This is a genomic window from Hymenobacter duratus, assembly GCF_014698995.1.
GTDB classification, from domain to species: domain Bacteria; phylum Bacteroidota; class Bacteroidia; order Cytophagales; family Hymenobacteraceae; genus Hymenobacter; species Hymenobacter duratus.
On record NZ_JACWZZ010000002.1, the window covers coordinates 1,188,559 to 1,203,216 of the forward strand.

The following is a 14,658-nucleotide window of genomic DNA, read 5'->3' on the forward strand; positions in this document are numbered from 1 at the left end:
AATGGTTGATGGTTACTTGCTGATTGTTGGACAGGTGAGTCCAGCGCAACAATCAACCTAATAATCCACGCCTTCTTTCTTCTTGAACTCGCCGTCTTTCACCTGCTTAATCAGCTGCAGCCAGCTGAAGGGGTTAAGCAGCGGGTTGTTGGTGTACGGCGAAGGGCCCATGCCCATGCGGCGCTGCTGATCGAGTTGCTGGGCCTGCATGGTCTGGCGGTAGTTGCCCATGCTCGTGACGGGCGCGTTGTTGAAAATGCGGCGCAGGATGTCCTGGTTGAGGTTGTCGGCGGCGCTGGAGCCTTTTTCCTTGGGCAGGCGCAACGCCAGAAAGGCTTGCTTGAAGGCTTTTTCGGTGGCGTACGGAAACACGCGCACCTCGGGCAGCATGGTCACGTCTTCGCGCAGCTGCACAATCACGGAGTAGCTCTGGCGCGGATACTCCGGCGGAATCACCACGTACTGGTTGCGGTAGCCGAGGCTGCGAATCACGATACTGTCGCCGGCTACCACTGGAATAGAGAAGTAGCCGTAGGCGTTGGTGGCGGTGCCGCGGCCAGCTTTGGGCACAAACACGGTGGCACCGGGCACGCCAAGCAGCGAGTCGCCGGTGGCCACGATGCCCGTGAACTGCACCACGCGCTGCTGCCCCTGTGCCCGCGCCGCCGTGGGCGCCAGCCAGCAGGAGGCCAGCAGCATCAGCGCGAAAGCCGCCAGCAAAGAGGGAAGTCGAACTACTACAGACATACAGGAAATTACTGACTACAAGTATACGGCACTTTTGGGGGTCGCTGCCGGGTTTGAAGTAAATTCGCGCCGGGCCGCTATGGCCCGCTCCGCCCCTACTTCGTCTAAAGATGCGCCTCAAACACTTCAGCGTTGCATTTGGCCAGCAACTCTTCAAAGCTTTCGGCGACGAAAGCCGGGTGCGCATCCTGCACCTGCTCTGGCGCAACCAGGAAATGTGCATTTCCGACCTGGAGCAGGTGCTCGACTTCACCCAGACCAAAACGTCCCGGCAATTAGCGTACCTCAAAAATGCGAGCCTGGTCAACTACCGACGCCTCGACAACTGGGTGTTCTACTTCATCAAGGAGGAAGCGCAGGACTTCGTGCAGCAACTGCTGAGCTACATGGAGCGCGACGCGCAGCTGCAGCACGACCAGAAGATTTACCAGACGCTCTGGTCGAACCGGGAGCTAGCCGCGTATAAGCTGCAAAACCGCCGCTGGACCGGCATTGCCGAATAACCAACATTCATGCGTAGCGGTTCTTTTCTGCCTATTGCTTTCTGCTTCCGTGAAACCAGCCGCTTCCGTTATCCGCCTGTTTGTTTGTACTGCTCAAAAAGATGAAGTGGGCCGGGAGGTGGCCCGGGCTCTGAAAATCGAGCTGAAGAAACAGGGCCTGAAAAAGCTGCTTACGGGCGGCGAGCGGCATAAAGTGCGCGTGCAGACCTGCAATTGCCTCGACCTTTGCAAGCACTGCAAGAAGGGCCCCGGCGCAGCCCTCGTCATGCATCCGGAAGGAACAGTATATGGCAACGTGCGGCCCAAAGACGCTGCTGATATCGTGCACGAACACTTAGGCGAAGGCCGGGTTGTTAAAAGGCTGCTGCTTGAGTAAGCGCTTCTGCTCTACCTGTCATCATTTACCTCATTACTATAGTCCGTGAAGTACCAGCACATCTTCTTCGACCTCGACCACACGCTTTGGGACTTCGAAACCAACGCCGACGAAACCCTGCGCCACCTGTTTGACCTGCATGACATGGGTCGCTATGGCACCTTCACGGTCGAGGAGTTCATCCGCGTGTATTCCGATATCAACCATGCGCTGTGGCGCTTATACCAGGGCGGCAAAATTACGCAGACCCAGCTGCGCTCCGTGCGCTTCGTGCGGACATTAGCCAAGTTGGGTGTGCCCGAAGACGAAGTGCCGGCTGATATTTCCAATCAGTTCACCGACATTCTGCCCCAGAAAACGGCCGTATTCCCCTACACCTACGAGGTGCTGGATTACCTCCGGGCCAAAGGCTATCAGCTGCACCTGATTACCAACGGCTTCCGCGACATTCAGTACATCAAGCTCAACTCTTCCAACCTGACGGATTACTTTCAGGAAATCGTAACGTCGGAATGTTGCGGCCACCTCAAGCCCGATAGCCGCATCTACCAGCACGCGTTGGAGCGTACCGGCGCCACTGCCCCGGAAAGCATTATGATTGGCGACAATCTGGAGTGCGACGTGCTGGGCGCCTACAATGCCGGCCTCGACCAAGTGTACTTCAATCCCGAAAAGCGCCGCCACTTCGCCCAGACCACTTACGAAATAAGCTGCCTGAGCGAGTTGAAGCAGATTTTGTAGGCGCTACGCAGCAAAACAGTCTTTCTACCTTTGCGGTCGATGATACGACTGATTGGCTTTTCGGGAAAACGGGGTAGTGGCAAAGACACGGTGGCGCGCTTGCTACAACAGCTGCAGCCGGCTCGGCAGTGGCATATCCGCTCGGTGGGCGAGCCAATTAAGGCAGTTTGTGCGGCGCTGGCCGGAGAAGAACAGGCGCCCTACTTTTCGCAGCAGGGCAAAACCGAGCTGCTACCGGCTTTCGGGCGTACCCGCGGCGAAATGCTGCAGCAGGTTGGCTTGGCTCTCCGCCAATGGGAGCCGGATATTTGGGTGCAGGCATTCTTTTCCCAACTCCCCCCGGAGCAGTTCACGCTGATTCCCGACGTGCGTTTCCCCAACGAGGCCGACCTTATCCGCAGCCAGGGCGGCCTAATGGTGCGCGTAGAAGGCGACCCGCTCCGCCAGCGCGGCGACGGCACGCGCGACGACCAGCACCTCAGCGAAACCGCCCTCGACGACTACCCCCATTTCGACTTCACTGTCCACAACACCGGCTCTGTGGCTGACCTAGAGTTGCAGGCGCGGGCGCTACTAAGACGGCTGTAAGCGTTGGAATTCTAAACCCTGCCCTTTCCTCATAGTAGTTCAGTTCTTATGGGATATACTTACGCATTCTGTATGAGCAATATAATCACCGATCCTTCTGCTCGAATCTATCCATAACATGATAACCTCGACTGGCCAAATCAGGAGGGTACTATTCCTTACGAAACATTGTAAAGGATTAGCGGCCAGCTTGGTTTTCCTGATTATTGTAGCTAAGCCTAATATCCTTTTGGCAGCACTTCTTCCCTGAAAAAAGTCCTTGTTTGCATATAAAAGCCAGGCGAATCCCCAAGCCCATAGCTCAAAGTCTGATCCTTCCGCAACGAGTAGTACTGGTATACAGAAGCAACACATTATGCAATGATCTAAGAAGGCTGAGCCGAGGCGTTTATAACGGTTCATAAAATTTTTACTCCAAGTCTATTGCCAAAATGCTGGCAAGTAAACGGATATATGATTATTGGCAGCGGATATTCCACGCCTATTCTGTCTACATTTTGATTGGACGCAACGCGTAATGAGAAGCTGTAAGATCAGGTATCCTACCTTTGCTTCTCCCCACAACCTAAACCAGCCCCCTACTATGGCCAACGGATTTTTCAACGTCCCAACCCCGATAAACGAGCCGGTAAAAGGCTATGCTCCCAATTCACCCGAGCGGATGGAACTGCTCAAGACCCTGAAGGAGCTCAAGCAGCAGCAGCGCGACATTCCCATGCACATCGGCGGCCAGGAAATCCGCACCGGCAACAAGAAGGATATTACCCCGCCCCACGACCACCAGCACGTGCTGGGCCAGTTCCACGAAGGCGACGCCTCGCACGTAGCGCAGGCCATCGACGCCGCCCTGGCCGCCCGCCCGCTGTGGGCCGAAATGCCCTGGGAGCACCGCGCCGCCATCTTCCTGAAAGCCGCCGACCTGCTGGCCGGCCCTTACCGGGCGCGCATCAACGCGGCCACTATGCTGGGCCAGAGCAAAAACGCCTTCCAAGCCGAAATCGACGCGGCCTGCGAGCTGATCGACTTCTTCCGGTTCAACGTGCACTTCATGCAGCAGATCTACCAGCAGCAGCCCGAGAGCCTGCCTGGTATGTGGAACCGCCTGGAGCACCGCCCGCTGGAAGGCTTCGTGTTTGCCCTCACGCCCTTCAACTTCACCTCTATTGCCGCCAACCTGCCCGCCTCGGTGGCCATGATGGGCAACGTGGTGGTGTGGAAGCCCGCCAACACCCAAATCTACTCGGCCCAAGTGCTGATGGAGCTGTTCAAGGAAGCCGGCGTGCCCGACGGCGTCATCAACCTGGTGTACGTGGACGGCCCCACCGCCGGCGAGGTCATCTTCAAGCACCGCGACTTTGCCGGCATCCACTTCACCGGCTCCACCGGCGTGTTCCAGAACATCTGGAAAACCATCGGCGAGAACATTGCCTCCTACAAGAGCTACCCGCGCATCGTGGGCGAAACTGGTGGCAAGGACTTCATCCTTGCCCATCCTTCGGCGTACGCCAAGGCCGTGGCCGTGGGCATGAGCCGGGGCGCGTTTGAGTACCAAGGTCAGAAATGCTCGGCGGCTTCGCGGGTGTACCTGCCAGGTAACTTGGCTGACGAAATCCTGGGCTACGTGAAGGAAGACCTAGCCTCGTTCAAGATGGGCGACGTGGAAGACTTTTCGAATTTCATCAACGCCGTTATCGACGAGAAATCCTTCGATAAGCTGGCCAAGTACATCGACGGCGCCAAGGCCGACCCGAACGCCGAAATCGTGGCCGGCGGCGGCTACGACAAGTCGAAAGGCTACTTCATCGAGCCCACCGTCATCGTGACCAAGGACCCCAAGTACGTGACCATGTGCGAGGAGCTGTTCGGCCCCGTGGTGACGGTGCACATCTACGACGCCGATAAGTTCGAAGAAGTGCTGGAGCTGGTAGACACGACCTCGCCCTACGCCCTCACCGGTGCCATCTTCTCGCAGGACCGCTACGCCATCGACCACGCCTCGAAGAAGCTGGTACACGCCGCCGGCAACTTCTACATCAACGACAAGCCCACCGGCGCGGTAGTCGGCCAGCAGCCCTTCGGCGGCGCCCGCGCCTCCGGCACCAACGACAAGGCCGGCTCCATGCTGAACCTGCTCCGCTGGGTGTCGCCGCGCGCCATCAAGGAAACCTTCGTACCCGTCACGGATTACCGCTACCCCTTCCTGGGCTCCGAGCCTGCGGAGGACCTGAACCGGGACAAGGGCCTGTAACGCGAAGCTCCGCTTCGTGGCTCGTCCGCGCCGTCGCAACGACAAGGCCGCCTCGGGAAACCGGGGCGGCCTTGTGGGCTTTGTTGACTTTTTAAAGAACGTCATGCTGAGCTTGTCGAAGCATCTCTACCGCTTCGTTGTAAGCAAGGTATTGCTTCAAAAGCACTACGGTTCACGAACCAGCGTGCGGTATTCCTGGCAGTAGCTATACCTCTCAATAGAGTCCTTCTTTGTGTAAAGCCTCAGGGTATCATCTCTAAGTGAAAAGGCATCATTGTTAAATAGGCAGTTGCTTTTTTGCCCGAGTTTAAGGTTTCTTCTGCAAGAGGTTAAAAATACCACTTGTCCTGACTTTCGCCATGTCCCCTTAAATACTTGAGTCTTACGCTCAAAATGATACCATCTTGAGTATACAAAAGTAGAGTCGGAATATATCTTCAAGATTAAACGAGAGTAGCGGGCTTTGCCTCCTCGATACACTTCGGGATCTGATTTCCACAAAAGCCTTAGAAACAACACTGACAACCCTAATACCTTCATTGTAAACATCAGTGAAACAAGTATTTAATATCGATTAAACAATCATCAAATGTCTTCAATAGAGCGGTAGAGATGCTTCGGCAAGCTCAGCATGACAGCCTATTTTGCTACAACTCCGTCGGCGGCTGGGCCCGCATGGGCGCAATGTCAATTTCGTCGTAGATATCAGCCACCCGTAGCGTAATGGCCAGTTCCGGCAGTTCCAGCGTGTCGGTCAGCTCTCCCAGTGGCGTAAACGACCACACGCCGCTCGGCTCCCGCCGGAACCATTCCACTAGGCATGTGTGCTGCGACACCAAGAGGTAGTGCTGCAACGAAGGCAACCTCTTATACTGATTGAATTTCCAACTTCGGTCGTGGTCAGCCGTGGAAGGCGACAGGATTTCGATGATGAGCACCGGATGGTGCATGGTTCGCTCTGCCTCTATGTCATCGGGGTGGCAGGTCACCATTACATCAGGATAAGTATAATATTGGTTGGTCTGTACCGCCAACTGCACCCCTTCTAGAAAAACCTTGCACCCTTTACCGCGCACGCCCTGCCGCAAAGCAAAGGCACAGTTCTGCGCAATCAGGTTGTGCCGGGAGGTAGCCCCCGACATGGCGTACACTTCGCCTTCAAAATACTCGTGTCGCTGTTCCGACACCTCTTCCAGCGCGAAATACTCTTCTACTGTGTAGCGGCGAGGAGGCGTGAATACCGGTTCCATACATGACAGGCTGAGTTTCTCGTCAAATATACGCCTTTCCGCTACCCTCCTATTTCACCTTTGTTCCCAACCGGCTAGGTCCTACCTTTGCCTCCCATGCCGTTTCTACGCGGCGTTTATTTGTCGCAGCCTATGCTTCTCGCCGTTCCGACCCAGTATCAGCCCCAGGATTTCCTGCCCATCGTGGTGCAGTTTGTGCTGGCCGTGGCCTTTGTGGCCTTCGCCATGATTACGTCTCACCTGCTGGGCCCGCGCCGCAAGAGCGTGGTGAAGGATGAAGCCTTCGAGTGCGGCATCGAGTCGGTGGGCAACGCCCGCACCCCGATTTCGGTGAAATACTTCCTCACGGCCATCCTGTTCGTGCTTTTCGACGTGGAAGTTATTTTCATGTACCCCTGGGCCGTGAACTTCCGCCAGCTGGGCACCACCGGCTTCTACCAGATGCTGGTGTTCTTGGCTTTGCTGATGGCTGGCTTCGCCTACGTTATCAAAAAAGGCGTTCTGCGCTGGAACGAAGCCCGTTAAGCCCTGGTGGCGGCAACCTTTGGCCCCGGCCGGATGTTGCCTTTCTGAAGCGTCGCCGCTTCCCAAATCTGACTTGCTCTCATGGATACCCGAGTTCCTGAAATCAAAACGGTAGACGCGCCCGATGGCCTCGAAGGCGCCGGCTTCTTTGCTACCTCCCTGGAGAAAGTGGTGGGCATTGCCCGCGCCAACTCGCTCTGGCCGCTGCCCTTCGCCACCTCCTGCTGCGGCATCGAGTTCATGGCCACCATGGGCTCCCGCTACGATATTTCCCGCTTCGGCTCGGAGCGCCCCAGCTTCTCGCCCCGGCAGGCCGACCTGCTGATGGTGATGGGCACCATCGCCAAGAAGATGGCGCCCATCGTGAAGCAGGTGTACGAGCAGATGGCTGAGCCCCGCTGGGTGCTGGCCATGGGCGCCTGCGCCTCTTCGGGTGGCATCTTCGATACCTACTCCGTGCTCCAGGGCATCGACCGGATCATTCCGGTGGATGTGTACGTGCCCGGCTGCCCGCCCCGCCCCGAGCAGGTGCTCGATGGCCTGATGCGCATCCAGGACCTGGCCAAAAACGAATCCTTCCGCCGCCGCAACTCGCCCGAGTATCAGGCCCTGCTGGCGTCGTACAACATCAAGTAGTTAGGAGATAGGAGCTAGGAGTCAGAATTCGTTCTGAGCTTCTGGCTTCGCTCATCAATATTCCAGCTCCTAACTTCTAGCTCCTAGCTTCTCAAAAACATGGCTGACCAGAACGAATCCATCCCGGCTCAGGAACAGGCTGCCGCCCAGGACCCGGCCGCGCAGAAAAACGCGCAGCTGCTGGCTCTGCTGCACCGCCTGTTCGGGGCCGACGCCTTCAACGACGTGGAGGAGCCCTACGGCCTGCTGACCGCCACCACCACCCGGGAGCGGATTCACGATATCATCGAAGGCCTGCAGAAGGACGAGGAGTTGCAGCTCAACTTCCTGACCACGATGTGCGGCATGCATTTCCCCGACCGGCCCGGTCAGGAACTCGGCATGGTGTACCACCTGCACAGCCTCACCCAGAACATCCGGTTGCGCCTGAAGATCTTCTTCCCGATTGCCGACCCGGTTGCCCCGACCCTGACCGACCTCTATGCTACCGCCAACTGGATGGAGCGCGAGGCTTTCGACTTCTACGGCATCATCTTCCCCGGCCACCCCAACCTCATGCGCATCCTCAACGTGGAGGACATGGACTACCACCCGATGCGCAAGGAGTACGCCCTGGAAGACGGCACCCGCGAAGACAAAACCGACCTGTTCTTCGGACGATAGTTTTTTAGTGCTTAGTGCCTTGTGCTTGGTGCATAGGCAACAAAATCAGACCTGATTACTAAGCACGAAGCACTGAGCACTAAGCACCAAACCAGATGGCAGTAAACGACACGCTGGAAGGCACCCATAAAATCATTGAGTCGGCCCGGGAGCAGGAGCCGCGGCTGAACCCGCTGGCCCCTACCGTCAACGACTTCAACCAGGAGCTCACCACGCTAAACCTGGGTCCCACGCACCCCGCTACCCACGGCATCTTCCAGAACATTCTGCAGATGGACGGGGAGCGGATCATTTCCGGCGTGCCCACCATAGGCTACATCCACCGGGCCTTCGAGAAGATTGCCGAGCGGCGGCCCTTCTATCAGATTACCACCCTCACCGACCGGATGAACTACTGTTCGTCGCCCATCAACAACTTTGGGTGGCACATGACGGTGGAAAAGCTACTTGGTGTGGAGGTACCCAAGCGCGCCCAGTACATCCGGGTTATCCTGATGGAGTTGGCCCGCATCACCGACCACCTGATCTGCAACGGCATTCTGGGCGTGGATACGGGCGCTTTCACTGGCTTCCTCTACCTGATGGACGAGCGGGAAAAGGTGTACGAGATTTACGAAGAGCTGTGCGGCGCCCGCCTGACCACCAACATGGGCCGCGTAGGTGGCATGGAGCGCGACCTTTCCGACGTAGCTATTGCCAAGTTGCGGGCCTGGCTGAAGACCTTCCCGGCCGTGATGGCGGAGTTCGAGAAGATGTTCAACCGCAACCGCATCTTCATGGACCGGGTGGTGGATGTGGGCGGTATTTCCGCTGAACGCGCCCTCAACTACGGCTTCACCGGCCCCAACCTGCGCGCCGCCGGCGTCGATTACGACGTGCGGGTGATGAACCCTTACTCCAGCTACCAAGACTTCGAATTCGAAATTCCGGTGGGCACCAAGGGCGACACCTACGACCGGTTCATGGTGCGCAACGAGGAAATCTGGCAGAGCCTGCGCATCATCACGCAGGCCCTGGAGAACCTGCCCGCAGGCCCCTATCACGCCGACGCGCCCCACTTCTACCTGCCGCCCAAGCAGGCCGTGTACCAGAATATGGAGGCCCTCATCTATCACTTCAAGATTGTGATGGGTGAGATTGACGCCCCCGTGGGCGAGGTCTACCACTCGGTGGAAGGCGGCAACGGTGAGCTGGGTTTCTACTTGGTGTCCGACGGCGGCCGCACGCCCTACCGCCTGCACTTCCGCCGGCCCTGCTTCATCTACTACCAAGCCTACACCGAAATGGTGGTGGGCCAGACCCTCTCCGACGCCATCGTGACGCTGTCATCGATGAACGTAATTGCCGGGGAGCTCGACGCGTAGTTTTTTGCTGAATACAACTGATATGGAATCGACTGCTACCAAGCCGCAATTCTCCGAAGCCGCGAAGGCTGAAATTGCGCGCATCTGCAAGCAATACCCGGAGGAGCGCCGCAAATCGGCCATGCTGCCGGTGCTACACATTGCCCAAGCCGAATTTGGTGGCTGGGTAAGCCCCGAAGTGCAGGATCTGGTGGCCGAAGTGCTGGGCGTTAAGCCCATTGAGGTATACGAGGTGTCGTCGTTCTACACCATGTTCAACCTCAAGCCGGTAGGCAAGCACGTGCTGGAAATCTGCCGCACGGGCCCCTGCATGCTGCGCGGCTCCGACGAGCTGACGCAGCACTTGGAGCGCATCACCGGCGCTAAAGTAGGCGGTCCGGCTTCCGAAGATGGCCTGTTCACGCTGAAGGAAGTAGAGTGCTTGGCTGCCTGCGGCTTTGCGCCTGTGGTACAGGTGCGTGAGAAGTACTACGAGCAACTGGACACCCAGGAATCGGTGGATGCCATGCTCTCGGAGTTGCGCAACCAGGTGCACCGCCCGGCGCTGCCCTGGGAAGAAACCGGCCTCCCGAACGCAGTGGCCAACAACTAACGTCTTTCAGCTCTGAACCTATGGGACGCAAACTGCTGACCGAACATATTAACGTTGAAGGCATCGACACCCTGGAAGTGTACCGCAAACACGGCGGTTACCGCTCGGTGGAAAAGGCCATCAAAACGATGACGCCCGACGAGGTGGTGGAAGAAGTGAAGAAGTCGGGCCTACGGGGCCGCGGCGGCGCGGGCTTCCCCACGGGCATGAAGTGGAGCTTCCTAGCCAAGCCGGATGGCGTGCCGCGCTACCTCGTCTGCAACGCCGACGAATCGGAGCCGGGCACCTTCAAGGACCGCCAGCTGATGTCGAAGCTGCCTCATCTGCTCATCGAGGGCATGATTACGAGCTCGTACGCGCTGGGCGCCAACACCTCGTACATCTACATCCGCGGCGAGTTGTTGTATGTGCTGCGCATCCTGGAAAAAGCCATTGCCGAGGCTTACGCGGCTGGTTTCCTGGGCAAGAACATTCTAGGCTCGGGCTACGACCTGGACCTGCACGTGCATCCCGGCGGCGGCGCTTACATCTGCGGTGAGGAAACTGCCCTGCTGGAAAGCCTGGAAGGCAAGCGCGGCAACCCGCGCAACAAGCCGCCATTCCCGGCTGTGCAGGGCCTCTACGCCCGCCCCACGGTAGTGAACAACGTAGAATCCATTGCCGCCGTGCCGGTGATTGTAAACGAGGGCGGCGACGAGTACGCCAAAATCGGGGTGGGCCGGAGCACCGGCACCAAGCTGATTTCGGCCTGCGGCCACCTCAACAAGCCCGGCATCTACGAAATTGAGCTGGGTCTGCCCGTCGAGGAATTCATCTACTCCGATGAATACTGCGGCGGCATCTGGAAAGGCCGTGACCTGAAGGCGGTAGTAGCCGGTGGTTCGTCCGTTCCGATTCTGCCCAAGGAGCTGATCCTGAAAACCGCCGCCGGCGAAAACCGCCTGATGACCTACGAGTCGCTCAGCGACGGGGGCTTCGTGACAGGCACCATGCTGGGCTCGGGTGGCTTCATTGCCATGGATGAGACGACCTGCATCGTGCGCAACACCTGGAACTTCAGCCGCTTCTACCACCACGAGTCGTGCGGGCAATGCTCGCCCTGCCGCGAGGGTACGGGCTGGATGGAAAAGGTGCTGCACCGCCTCGAGCACGGCCACGGCCATATGGAAGACATCGACCTGCTGGTGAGCGTGGCCAAGCAAATCGAGGGCAACACCATCTGCCCACTCGGTGAAGCCGCCGCCTGGCCGGTAGCCGCCGCCGTGCGCCACTTCCGCCACGAGTTTGAGTGGCACGTGACCCACGCCAAGGAAGCCGCCCAACCCGGCGCGGTGTACCGGGCCGGTGCCGTGCTGGCGTAACTTTAGAACGTCATGCTGAGGAACGAAGCATCTTATCACCGCTACGTTCTTCAGGATTAGTACATACCGGGGCGCGGACGTGATAAGGTCCTTCGCTCCGCTCAGGATGACAAAACTGACCAATGGCTAAAATTACTTTCGACGGCATCGAGGTGGAAGTTCCGGACGGAACCACCATCCTGAATGCGGCCCGCCAGATTGGCGGCAGCATCGTGCCCCCGGCCATGTGCTACTACACCCCGCTGAAAGGCTCGGGCGGTAAGTGCCGCGCCTGCCTCGTCCGCGTGGCTGCCGGTTCGGCCAAGGACCCGCGCCCCATGCCCAAGCTGGTGGCCTCGTGCGTAACGCCGGTGCAGGATGGCATGGTGGTGGAAAACACCACCAACCCGCAGGTGCTGGACGTGCGCAAGGGCATTGTAGAGATGCTGCTCATCAACCACCCCCTGGATTGCCCCGTGTGCGACCAGGCCGGCGAGTGTGACCTGCAGAATTTCGCCTTCGAGCACGGCGTGAGCACCACCCGCTACCAGGAAGAGCGCCGCACCTTCGAGAAAATCGACATTGGGCCGCTGATTCAGCTGCACATGACGCGCTGCATCCTGTGCTACCGCTGCGTGTACACCGCCGACCAGATTGCTAAGGGCGACCGTATTCACGGCGTACTGGGCCGCGGTGATGCTGCTGAAATCGGCACTTACATTGAGAATATCATCGACAACGACTTCTCCGGCAACGTCATCGACGTGTGCCCAGTAGGTGCCCTAACCGATAAGACGTTCCGCTTTAAGTCGCGGGTGTGGTTCACGAAGCCCGTGAATGCCCACCGTGACTGTCCCAAGTGCTCCGGCAACGTGGTGCTCTGGTACAAAGGCAACGACGTGCTGCGCACCACCGCCCGCAAGGACCAGTATGGCGAGGTAAAGGAGTGGATCTGCAACGAGTGCCGCTTCGAGAAGAAGGAAACTTCTGACTGGACCATCGAGGGCCCCGCCCATATCGACCGGTCTTCGGTTATTTCGGCCAACCACTACGAGTTGCCGGTCCTCAACCAATCGGTAGTAGCCGACCTGCCCGAAAGCACCCAGCGCGACCTGCAGAAGAATCCACCGCTGAAACTCGGTAGCTAACCCCAGCACGTCATGCTGAGCTTGCCGAAGCATCTCTACCGCCAAAGCAATCAGTTACTATTGCGGTAAAGATGCTTCGGCAAGCTCAGCATGACAGACGTCCTCAAGGCTAACAGCTCAAAATAATATGATTGAACTACCCGCACTAGGCTGGCAATCCATTGTCATCTTCGTCGTATTCGCGCTTTCGCTGCTGATTGCGACGTATTGTACCTACGCGGAACGCGTAATTGCCGCATTCCTGCAGGACCGCGTGGGCCCCGACCGCGCCGGCCCCTACGGCCTGGCGCAGCCGCTGGCCGATGCCGTGAAGATGTTCACGAAGGAAGAATTCTTCCCCGGCGGTGCCAACAAGGCGCTGTTCGTGTTCGGCCCCTGCCTGGCCATGATTACGGCCCTGATGTCGTCGGCGGTTATTCCGTTCGGCAACATCATGAACTTCGGCAACAACCTATTCTTCCTGCAAGGCATTGAGGTGAACATCGGCATGCTGTGGGTGTTCGGCGTGGTGTCGCTGGGCGTGTACGGCGTGATGATTGGCGGCTGGGCTTCCAACAACAAGTTCTCGTTGCTGGGCGCCATCCGCGCCGCTTCGCAGAACATCAGCTACGAGCTGGCCATGGGCATGGCCCTGATTGCCGTGCTGATGATTTCGGGTACGCTTAGCCTGCGTGATATCACGCTGCAGCAGTCGGTAGCCGGCGAGTGGCACGTCTGGAACATCGTGAAACAGCCGCTGGGCTTCATCATCTTCCTGGTCTGCGCCTTTGCTGAAACCAACCGCACGCCCTTCGACCTTCCCGAGTGCGAAACTGAGCTGGTGGGTGGCTACCACACCGAGTATTCGTCGATGAAGCTGGGTTTGTACTTGTTCTCAGAGTACGTGAACATCTTCGTGGTGTCGGCCGTGATGAGCGTGCTGTACTTCGGCGGCTTCAATTTCCCCTTCCAGTACGAGCTGCGCGACTGGTTCGTGAGCAACCAAGGCTGGGAGCTGGCTTCGGCTCAGAACCTGATTACGATTCTGGGCACCGTGGGCCTGTTCCTGAAGATTTTCGCCTTCATCTTCTTCTTCATGTGGATCCGCTGGACCCTGCCGCGCTTCCGCTACGACCAACTGATGCGCCTGGGCTGGACCATCCTCATCCCGCTGGCCGTTTTCAACATCGTCCTCACCGGTGGCCTCATTTTGGCCGGCGTGATTTAAGTACCTTTAAACTGCCCGCGTCTGTCATGCAGAGCGCAGCGAAGCATCTCGCGTGCTGACGTTGTGCTACCAGCTAACGGCTCATGCGAGATGCTTCGCTGCGCTCTGCATGACGGCCCATCATTCCGACAGTTTTCGTAACTGACTATATGCAACTCACCAACCGAGCCAAGAAGCTAGAAAAGAAGCCGATGACGCTGGCAGAGCGGGCGTACCTGCCGGCCATCTTCCAGGGCCTGAGCATCACGATGCGCCACTTCTTCATGAAGAAGGCCACTGTGCGCTACCCCGAGGAAGTCCGTCCCTTCTCCAACACGTTCCGCGGCCTGCACGTGCTCAAGCGCGACGAGCAGGGCCGGGAGCGGTGCACGGCCTGCGGCCTCTGCGCCGTAGCCTGCCCCGCCGAAGCCATTACGATGGTGGCCGGCGAGCGGAAAAAAGGCGAAGAAGGCCTCTATCGCGAGGAGAAGTACGCCATTAGCTACGAAATCAACATGCTGCGGTGCATCTTCTGCGGCCTCTGCGAGGAAGCCTGCCCCAAAGCCGCCGTCTACCTCCAGCCCGACAAGATGGCTCCGCCACGCTACGAGCGGGACGAGTTCATCTACGGCAAGGACCGCCTGGTGGAGCCCGTGTCGCCGGACGAGCGTTCCGTGCGCGGCATCCAGCTTACGGCCGACCAGGCTACCACGCTGCGCGGCAAGCTGCAGCAGGCGTAATGACTCTCGTG

At 58.4% G+C, this 14,658-nt stretch carries 16 protein-coding genes; 14 read left to right on the forward strand and 2 right to left on the reverse strand.

The window, feature by feature from the left end:
• Positions 1-57: 57 nt before the first annotated feature.
• Positions 58-747 carry a carboxypeptidase-like regulatory domain-containing protein gene (locus IC231_RS13085; protein ID WP_190784920.1) on the reverse strand — a complete coding sequence of 230 codons (690 nt, stop codon included), beginning with the start codon at positions 745-747 and terminating at the stop codon, positions 58-60.
• A 110-nt stretch (positions 748-857) separates the two neighbouring features.
• On the opposite strand from IC231_RS13085, the gene IC231_RS13090 reads away from it, so the two are divergent.
• From IC231_RS13090 to pruA, 5 genes are all read left to right on the forward strand, one after another.
• Positions 858-1,250, forward strand: a complete 393-nt coding sequence (locus IC231_RS13090; RefSeq protein ID WP_185887641.1) for an ArsR/SmtB family transcription factor — start codon at positions 858-860, stop codon at positions 1,248-1,250.
• Between the two features lie 49 nt (positions 1,251-1,299).
• Positions 1,300-1,626 (forward strand): (2Fe-2S) ferredoxin domain-containing protein, encoded by a 327-nt coding sequence (locus IC231_RS13095; RefSeq protein ID WP_190784921.1) that lies wholly within the window; start codon positions 1,300-1,302, stop codon positions 1,624-1,626.
• Between the two features lie 45 nt (positions 1,627-1,671).
• On the forward strand, positions 1,672-2,367 hold the full coding sequence (locus IC231_RS13100; RefSeq protein ID WP_190784922.1) for a YjjG family noncanonical pyrimidine nucleotidase: 696 nt from the start codon (positions 1,672-1,674) through the stop codon (positions 2,365-2,367).
• A 39-nt stretch (positions 2,368-2,406) separates the two neighbouring features.
• Entirely contained in the window at positions 2,407-2,955 is a 549-nt protein-coding gene (locus IC231_RS13105; protein WP_190784923.1) for a nucleoside/nucleotide kinase family protein, read from the forward strand.
• 583 nt (positions 2,956-3,538) lie between these two features.
• Positions 3,539-5,203 carry an L-glutamate gamma-semialdehyde dehydrogenase gene (gene pruA, locus IC231_RS13110; protein WP_190784924.1) on the forward strand — a complete coding sequence of 555 codons (1,665 nt, stop codon included), beginning with the start codon at positions 3,539-3,541 and terminating at the stop codon, positions 5,201-5,203.
• 647 nt (positions 5,204-5,850) lie between these two features.
• Here the strand turns inward: pruA and IC231_RS13115 are convergent.
• Entirely contained in the window at positions 5,851-6,453 is a 603-nt protein-coding gene (locus IC231_RS13115; protein ID WP_190784925.1) for a Uma2 family endonuclease, read from the reverse strand.
• A 132-nt stretch (positions 6,454-6,585) separates the two neighbouring features.
• Between IC231_RS13115 and IC231_RS13120 the strand changes: the two genes are divergently transcribed.
• The 9 genes from IC231_RS13120 to IC231_RS13160 all read left to right on the forward strand — a co-directional run bounded on the left by IC231_RS13120 (position 6,586) and on the right by IC231_RS13160 (position 14,647).
• Positions 6,586-6,978, forward strand: coding sequence for an NADH-quinone oxidoreductase subunit A (locus IC231_RS13120; protein WP_044014256.1), 393 nt, complete (start codon positions 6,586-6,588; stop codon positions 6,976-6,978).
• Between the two features lie 81 nt (positions 6,979-7,059).
• A complete protein-coding gene (locus IC231_RS13125) occupies positions 7,060-7,614 on the forward strand; it encodes an NADH-quinone oxidoreductase subunit B (RefSeq protein WP_044000931.1) in 555 nt (184 codons plus the stop codon).
• Between the two features lie 99 nt (positions 7,615-7,713).
• Positions 7,714-8,277: an NADH-quinone oxidoreductase subunit C gene (locus tag IC231_RS13130; RefSeq protein ID WP_190784926.1), complete on the forward strand. Its 564-nt coding sequence runs from the start codon at positions 7,714-7,716 to the stop codon at positions 8,275-8,277.
• Positions 8,278-8,372: 95 nt separating this feature from the next.
• On the forward strand, positions 8,373-9,641 hold the full coding sequence (locus IC231_RS13135; protein WP_211539043.1) for an NADH-quinone oxidoreductase subunit D: 1,269 nt from the start codon (positions 8,373-8,375) through the stop codon (positions 9,639-9,641).
• Between the two features lie 22 nt (positions 9,642-9,663).
• Positions 9,664-10,233 carry an NADH-quinone oxidoreductase subunit NuoE family protein gene (locus IC231_RS13140; RefSeq protein ID WP_190784927.1) on the forward strand — a complete coding sequence of 190 codons (570 nt, stop codon included), beginning with the start codon at positions 9,664-9,666 and terminating at the stop codon, positions 10,231-10,233.
• Positions 10,234-10,253: 20 nt separating this feature from the next.
• A complete protein-coding gene (gene nuoF, locus IC231_RS13145; protein ID WP_190784928.1) occupies positions 10,254-11,594 on the forward strand; it encodes an NADH-quinone oxidoreductase subunit NuoF in 1,341 nt (446 codons plus the stop codon).
• 122 nt (positions 11,595-11,716) lie between these two features.
• The gene (locus IC231_RS13150; protein ID WP_190784929.1) at positions 11,717-12,721 is read left to right on the forward strand and encodes a 2Fe-2S iron-sulfur cluster-binding protein; all 1,005 of its coding nucleotides are present in this window, start codon (positions 11,717-11,719) and stop codon (positions 12,719-12,721) included.
• A 127-nt stretch (positions 12,722-12,848) separates the two neighbouring features.
• A complete protein-coding gene (nuoH, locus tag IC231_RS13155) occupies positions 12,849-13,928 on the forward strand; it encodes an NADH-quinone oxidoreductase subunit NuoH (RefSeq protein ID WP_190784930.1) in 1,080 nt (359 codons plus the stop codon).
• A gap of 149 nt (positions 13,929-14,077) precedes the next feature.
• Positions 14,078-14,647, forward strand: a complete 570-nt coding sequence (locus tag IC231_RS13160; protein ID WP_190784931.1) for a NuoI/complex I 23 kDa subunit family protein — start codon at positions 14,078-14,080, stop codon at positions 14,645-14,647.
• Positions 14,648-14,658 lie beyond the last annotated feature (11 nt).

What these genes read in the sequence shown, in the direction of transcription:
- IC231_RS13085 (WP_190784920.1), bottom strand. Translation starts at nt 747, where the DNA reads ATGTCTGTAGTAGTTCGACTTCCCTCTTTGCTGGCGGCTTTCGCGCTG.
- IC231_RS13090 (WP_185887641.1), top strand. Translation starts at nt 858, where the DNA reads ATGCGCCTCAAACACTTCAGCGTTGCATTTGGCCAGCAACTCTTCAAA.
- IC231_RS13105 (WP_190784923.1), top strand. Translation starts at nt 2,407, where the DNA reads ATGATACGACTGATTGGCTTTTCGGGAAAACGGGGTAGTGGCAAAGAC.
- pruA (WP_190784924.1), top strand. Translation starts at nt 3,539, where the DNA reads ATGGCCAACGGATTTTTCAACGTCCCAACCCCGATAAACGAGCCGGTA.
- IC231_RS13115 (WP_190784925.1), bottom strand. Translation starts at nt 6,453, where the DNA reads ATGGAACCGGTATTCACGCCTCCTCGCCGCTACACAGTAGAAGAGTAT.
- IC231_RS13120 (WP_044014256.1), top strand. Translation starts at nt 6,586, where the DNA reads ATGCTTCTCGCCGTTCCGACCCAGTATCAGCCCCAGGATTTCCTGCCC.
- IC231_RS13125 (WP_044000931.1), top strand. Translation starts at nt 7,060, where the DNA reads ATGGATACCCGAGTTCCTGAAATCAAAACGGTAGACGCGCCCGATGGC.
- IC231_RS13130 (WP_190784926.1), top strand. Translation starts at nt 7,714, where the DNA reads ATGGCTGACCAGAACGAATCCATCCCGGCTCAGGAACAGGCTGCCGCC.
- IC231_RS13135 (WP_211539043.1), top strand. Translation starts at nt 8,373, where the DNA reads ATGGCAGTAAACGACACGCTGGAAGGCACCCATAAAATCATTGAGTCG.
- IC231_RS13140 (WP_190784927.1), top strand. Translation starts at nt 9,664, where the DNA reads ATGGAATCGACTGCTACCAAGCCGCAATTCTCCGAAGCCGCGAAGGCT.
- nuoF (WP_190784928.1), top strand. Translation starts at nt 10,254, where the DNA reads ATGGGACGCAAACTGCTGACCGAACATATTAACGTTGAAGGCATCGAC.
- IC231_RS13150 (WP_190784929.1), top strand. Translation starts at nt 11,717, where the DNA reads ATGGCTAAAATTACTTTCGACGGCATCGAGGTGGAAGTTCCGGACGGA.
- nuoH (WP_190784930.1), top strand. Translation starts at nt 12,849, where the DNA reads ATGATTGAACTACCCGCACTAGGCTGGCAATCCATTGTCATCTTCGTC.
- IC231_RS13160 (WP_190784931.1), top strand. Translation starts at nt 14,078, where the DNA reads ATGCAACTCACCAACCGAGCCAAGAAGCTAGAAAAGAAGCCGATGACG.